Source organism: Sulfuricurvum sp. (assembly GCF_049305995.1).
Lineage (GTDB): Bacteria > Campylobacterota > Campylobacteria > Campylobacterales > Sulfurimonadaceae > Sulfuricurvum.
This window is the reverse complement of the sequence record NZ_JBAQPS010000376.1, coordinates 1-4899: the sequence shown is the minus strand read 5'-3', so window position 1 is coordinate 4899 and position 4899 is coordinate 1. Positions and strand designations below refer to the sequence as shown.

Genomic DNA, 4899 nt, shown 5'->3' with positions numbered 1-4899 from the left:
AACATATCCTGCCAAAGGTATCGAAAAAAATATATAGGTAACAATATCATCTTCACTTTTACCGATCCATGCCATGATAAAAAGGACAAACAGAATCTGAAAGCTTTCCATAATCAGATAGATTTTTTTCGTCACCAAAGGGGCAAGCATCATCGTCGCGGTGAGATAAAACATCCATGAGTAACCGACAAAATGGACGGGATTGCCAAAGAGCAGATATGTCAGTGCAACAGAGCTGAATCCTATCGTACCGAACGTCGTAATCGCCTCGATACGACGATTCTCGAAATACGGATGCGCTACAGCGATAATCACCATAACAGCAAAAAAAACCGCCGTGAGCCTGCCTCCGAGTACATACAAAAATTCGCTTGTTGAGCCGTATGTTTTGTAGTCAAAAGGGATATAAATAACAGCCAAAAAAAGACCAATATAACTAAAAAGGAGAAAGTTTTTAAATATCCGATCTCCGAAATACGTTTCAAACGATTCAAAACGGATAAGACGATTAGATGATACGATAAGAGTATTCGTCATATTGCACTCTCGCTAATAGTGGGATTACTTATAGCGTAATACAAAATATGTTATTGGAACCTTAAAGTGCTTTTAGTTCTTCATTCTAGCCCGTCGCTCGAAAATGGGAAAAAATATGGCAGGGTGAAAGATTGGATATATGTAATCAATTAGATACGAAAAAATTTATTATCTTCGCCGAATATGACAATTTTAACGAAAAGAGAATCTAGACTCTATGTCGTAGCACGATGACGGATAGAAAATTATCGCTTACTCAATACTGCCAACGCACCTTTATAAATCGGTTCATCGATAAATCCGTACCGTTCATCCACAAATCCGCTGATTCCTCGCGCGGTCTGTTCTTCGAACAATTGTACGATTTTTTGACACCGTTCTAATTCTGCTTCGGAGTGTCCAAATATCTCATGGATCAAATCGACTTGAGTGGGGGCGATACACCCTTTGGCATCGAATCCCATCATTTTTTCCAGTTCAAGCCAGTTGCGCAATCCATCATGATTTTTGTAATCTTGATAGACGAACGATACGGGTTTGACATCGCAAGCACGGCACGTCATTAAAAAATGAGACAACATATACAAGACAGTAGGATTATCCGGTATCAGCAAAGATTGTGAAAGTCCCAAATCGGCGAAAAGATCGAGAACACCCAGATAAAATACGGTGATTCTTGGATCGATTTTGAGTAACGAGAGGGAAAGCCACGCCTCTTTGGTCTCGATCGAGAGATGGATTTCGATTCCCTCATCAACGAGAGTCAAAATTCGTTTGACATCCTCAATATTTCGAACCTTCGGAACACGAATCGCATCGGGCATGAACGGATTTAGAAATAAAATCTCCTCTGCACCCCCCTCATCAAGCGGATTAACTCGAACGACCAGTTTTTTATCACTATTGGGATTAGAAGCCAACGCCATCGCACACAGTACCAAAGCATAAGGCTTTTGCTGAATGCTTACACCATCTTCAAGGTTTAGCATCACACACTCTGCGCCGAGATTCGGGATTTTTAAGAGGTGTTTGATGTTATGAGCCGAAAGCATCATTGCGGATCGAAAGGACAAAGAGGTATTGCAATAACGTTTTAGCGGTATGGCGAATGAACGTAGCGATTCAAGATCACCGGATTTTATAAACTCATTGAGCTTGTCTGGGTTGTTTAGAGGCACGGTTAAACTCCTCACGGTGTAGATAATAATAGAGTGTCTGTATCTCGGTATCGGTGAGATAATAGCGCGGCATTCCTACGATACGGGCATTCACTTTTTCGTAAAATTCATGAAATGAGAGTTTATGGATCGGTTTAGCAATGAAAACTTTATTTTTTCCTTCGTCACGATAACGAGCAATCAGTTTTCCCTCTCCTTTTTCTCCATGACACAAATGGCATCCTATCCCTCTTGGATTATGATAAAGCCCTGCTGCATACTCTTCTTTCGTAATAAACGACTCCGAATATGCAAAAGTGTATGCTAAACCCAACAGTATAATCCCTCGCACTTATTCCCTTTAACCATTTATTAGTCTTAACTCGGTATCATACCAAAAAACAATTTGACGGTGATTAAATGCAGATTCTTGACGGTAAATCCCTCGCACAAAAAATCGAAAATAAAGTCTCTCTCGAAGCCAAAGAGCTTAAATCCAAAACTGGAAGAGTTCCCGGTTTAGCGGTGATTTTGGTGGGGCACGATCCGGCGAGCCAAGCTTATGTCGGAATGAAGAAAAAAGCATGTGATCGTGCCGGTTTTTACTCTGTCACCCACGAAATGCCCGATGATATTTCCCAAGATGCCATCATTAAAACCATCGAAATGATGAATACAAATCCTAACATCGATGGTATTTTGATCCAGTTGCCTTTACCTAAACACATTGATACTACAAGAATCCTTGAAGTAGTTGCACCGACAAAAGACGTGGATGGATTTCATCCTTATAATGTCGGGCGTCTCGCTACTGGATTGGATGGTTTTGTACCGTGTACGCCACTGGGAGTCATGGAACTGCTTGCCGAATACAATATCAATCCAAAAGGGAAAAACTGCTGCGTCGTAGGCGCATCCAACATCGTCGGAAAACCGATGGCTGCACTTTTACTAAATGCCAATGCAACGGTTGAAATCTGCCATATTTTTACTGATGATTTGAAAAAACACACTCTCTTAGCTGACGTTATACTCGTTGGTGCAGGGGTTATAAACCTGATTAAAGAAGATATGGTTCGCCCTGATGCCATTGTCATCGATATCGGAATCAACAGAGCTTCCGATGGGCGCCTTGTCGGAGATGTCGATTACGACGCGGTAGCGCCGAAAACTTCCTATATCACCCCTGTGCCTGGGGGAGTTGGTCCGATGACGATCGCAATGCTCCTCTCCAACACCCTCAAAGCCGCACAAATTCATGCACAAGAAGAGAACTGATTTTGAAGAAAAAAATATTTAATGCAGCGCACAGCGCTTACCGTTTTTCCAATACATGGACAGGGACTATTATTATTGTCCTATTTATCATTTTCTTTGTAGCGCAAGCCTTTCGTATCCCTAGTGGGTCAATGAAAGATTCCCTTTTGGTTGGCGACCATCTGTTTGCCAAAAAATTTGCTTACGGTATTTCTACGCCTCATATACCGTTTCTCGAAATTCCTCTGATCCCGAGTACCGATGGTCATATCCTCGATGGTGATGAACCCTCACGCGGTGATATTGTCATCTTCCGCTATCCGAATAATACACAGCTCCACTACGTTAAACGATGTGTCGCATTGCCGGGTGATGAGCTCTTTTTACAAGATAAAGTTCTTTATCTTCATCCGCGTGAAGGAGATGAATACGTTAGAACTGCTTTTACTGGGTATGAAACAATTGAAATCGACGGAAAGTTATGGGTAAAAAATCCTTATTCCAAAGATCACCCTGGGATTCATAATGATGATAAAATCATCGATAACGGAATCTATCCAAATGAGCTTTTTAACTTTACCCCTATTCAGGTTCCTGAAGGGGAATATTTCATGATGGGTGATAATCGTGATCACTCCAACGACAGCCGTTTCTGGGGTTCTGTCCCTTATGGGCTTATCGAAGGAACACCATGGTTTGTCTATTTTAGCATGGACACTAATTATGAAGTACGTTGGGATCGAATCGGAAAAACACCAACCGATTTAGAACAAACAACCATTCTCGATCGTGCCATCGCTGAACGGATAAAAGAAGACGCAAACGATCATGGGATTTATTGATTTAATCGAAATCACTGCAGCAATCATAGCTCTTCTCATCGCCATTATAGGGCATGAAATCATGCATGGTTGGGTTGCTTATAAATATGGCGATATGACGGCAAAAAACAGTGGTCGTCTCAGTATCAATCCACTTATCCATATCGATCCGTTCGGTTCAATTCTCGTCCCTCTCATGACCTATTTTATTCCGATGTTAATGGGAGCAGATAGCGGGTTTTTGTTTGGTTGGGCGAAACCGGTCCCCATTCATACCAACACGGTTATCCGCAACGGCGGGTATAACGCCGCAATGCAGGTGAGTTTGGCAGGGATTGTTTATAATCTATTCCTAGCAACTTTCTCCTCTGTCATCTTACTTTCCATGTCTCAGCCTACAGAAGCCGACAGTATCGTCTATGTTTTCGGATATATTTTTATTCTCAAATTGCTCCTCATTAATGTTATTTTAGCGGTCTTTAATCTCCTCCCGATTCCGGGATTTGACGGGGCTCATTTCATCAGCTATTTCACCCTAAAATATAAAATATATGCCGTCGCAGAATTTTTCACTAAAGCCGAACCTTATGGAATGATTGTTATCATCATCATATTGGTTACGCCACTGAAAATCCCTCTCGTTATGTGGCCGATACAAACGGTTTTAAATTTATTAGTGGGTTAAGGAATGTTATGAAATTTTATATTGCTACCGATCATGCCGGAATCGATCTTAAAAATTTTACCGTCGAAAATCTCCGTTCCAAAGGACATGAAGTAATCGATTTGGGACCGTTTGATAAAAGTAGAGTCGATTATCCCGATTATGCGGTAAAAGTATGCGAAAATGTTTTGTCCGATACAGGTTCACAAGGAATATTGATTTGTGGTTCAGGAATTGGGATGAGCATGGCCGCTAACCGCTTTCACGGTATCCGTGCCGCTCTCTGTCACGATGCTTATACCGCAACTGTTGCCAGAGGACACAATGATGCCAATATCCTATGTTTCGGTGAACGGATCGTAGGTCAAGGGGTAGCAGAGTCGATTCTCGATGCATGGATTGCAGGAATATTTGACCATCACTTTACCTTATCAAATGGAGTATGAACATGACACTTAAAGAG

General features: G+C 41.6%; 7 protein-coding genes. 4 read left to right on the top strand and 3 right to left on the bottom strand.

Going from position 1 to position 4899, the window contains the following annotated elements; all coding sequences use genetic code 11:
- From WA010_RS12550 to WA010_RS12540, 3 genes are all read right to left on the bottom strand, one after another.
- The coding region (locus WA010_RS12550; protein WP_422557457.1) for a hypothetical protein at window positions 1–537 on the bottom strand (537 nt) is incomplete at its 3' end.
- A 245-nt stretch (window positions 538–782) separates the two neighbouring features.
- Window positions 783–1715: an HpcH/HpaI aldolase/citrate lyase family protein gene (locus WA010_RS12545; protein WP_422557456.1), complete on the bottom strand. Its 933-nt coding sequence runs from the start codon at window positions 1713–1715 to the stop codon at window positions 783–785.
- Window positions 1684–2028 (bottom strand): cytochrome c, encoded by a 345-nt coding sequence (locus WA010_RS12540; protein ID WP_422557455.1) that lies wholly within the window; start codon window positions 2026–2028, stop codon window positions 1684–1686. The genes WA010_RS12545 and WA010_RS12540 overlap by 32 nt, the downstream gene beginning before the upstream one ends.
- Window positions 2029–2114: 86 nt before the next feature.
- On the opposite strand from WA010_RS12540, the gene folD reads away from it, so the two are divergent.
- The 4 genes from folD to rpiB are packed head-to-tail and all read left to right on the top strand — an operon-like array spanning window position 2115 to window position 4882.
- Window positions 2115–2972 carry a bifunctional methylenetetrahydrofolate dehydrogenase/methenyltetrahydrofolate cyclohydrolase FolD gene (gene folD, locus WA010_RS12535; protein ID WP_422557454.1) on the top strand — a complete coding sequence of 286 codons (858 nt, stop codon included), beginning with the start codon at window positions 2115–2117 and terminating at the stop codon, window positions 2970–2972.
- Window positions 2969–3793 carry a signal peptidase I gene (lepB, locus tag WA010_RS12530; protein WP_422557458.1) on the top strand — a complete coding sequence of 275 codons (825 nt, stop codon included), beginning with the start codon at window positions 2969–2971 and terminating at the stop codon, window positions 3791–3793. The genes folD and lepB overlap by 4 nt, the downstream gene beginning before the upstream one ends.
- Entirely contained in the window at window positions 3780–4457 is a 678-nt protein-coding gene (locus tag WA010_RS12525) for a site-2 protease family protein (RefSeq protein WP_422557453.1), read from the top strand. The genes lepB and WA010_RS12525 overlap by 14 nt, the downstream gene beginning before the upstream one ends.
- Before the next feature lie 8 nt (window positions 4458–4465).
- The gene (rpiB, locus tag WA010_RS12520; protein ID WP_422557452.1) at window positions 4466–4882 is read left to right on the top strand and encodes a ribose 5-phosphate isomerase B; all 417 of its coding nucleotides are present in this window, start codon (window positions 4466–4468) and stop codon (window positions 4880–4882) included.
- The last annotated feature ends 17 nt before the right edge of the window (window positions 4883–4899 follow it).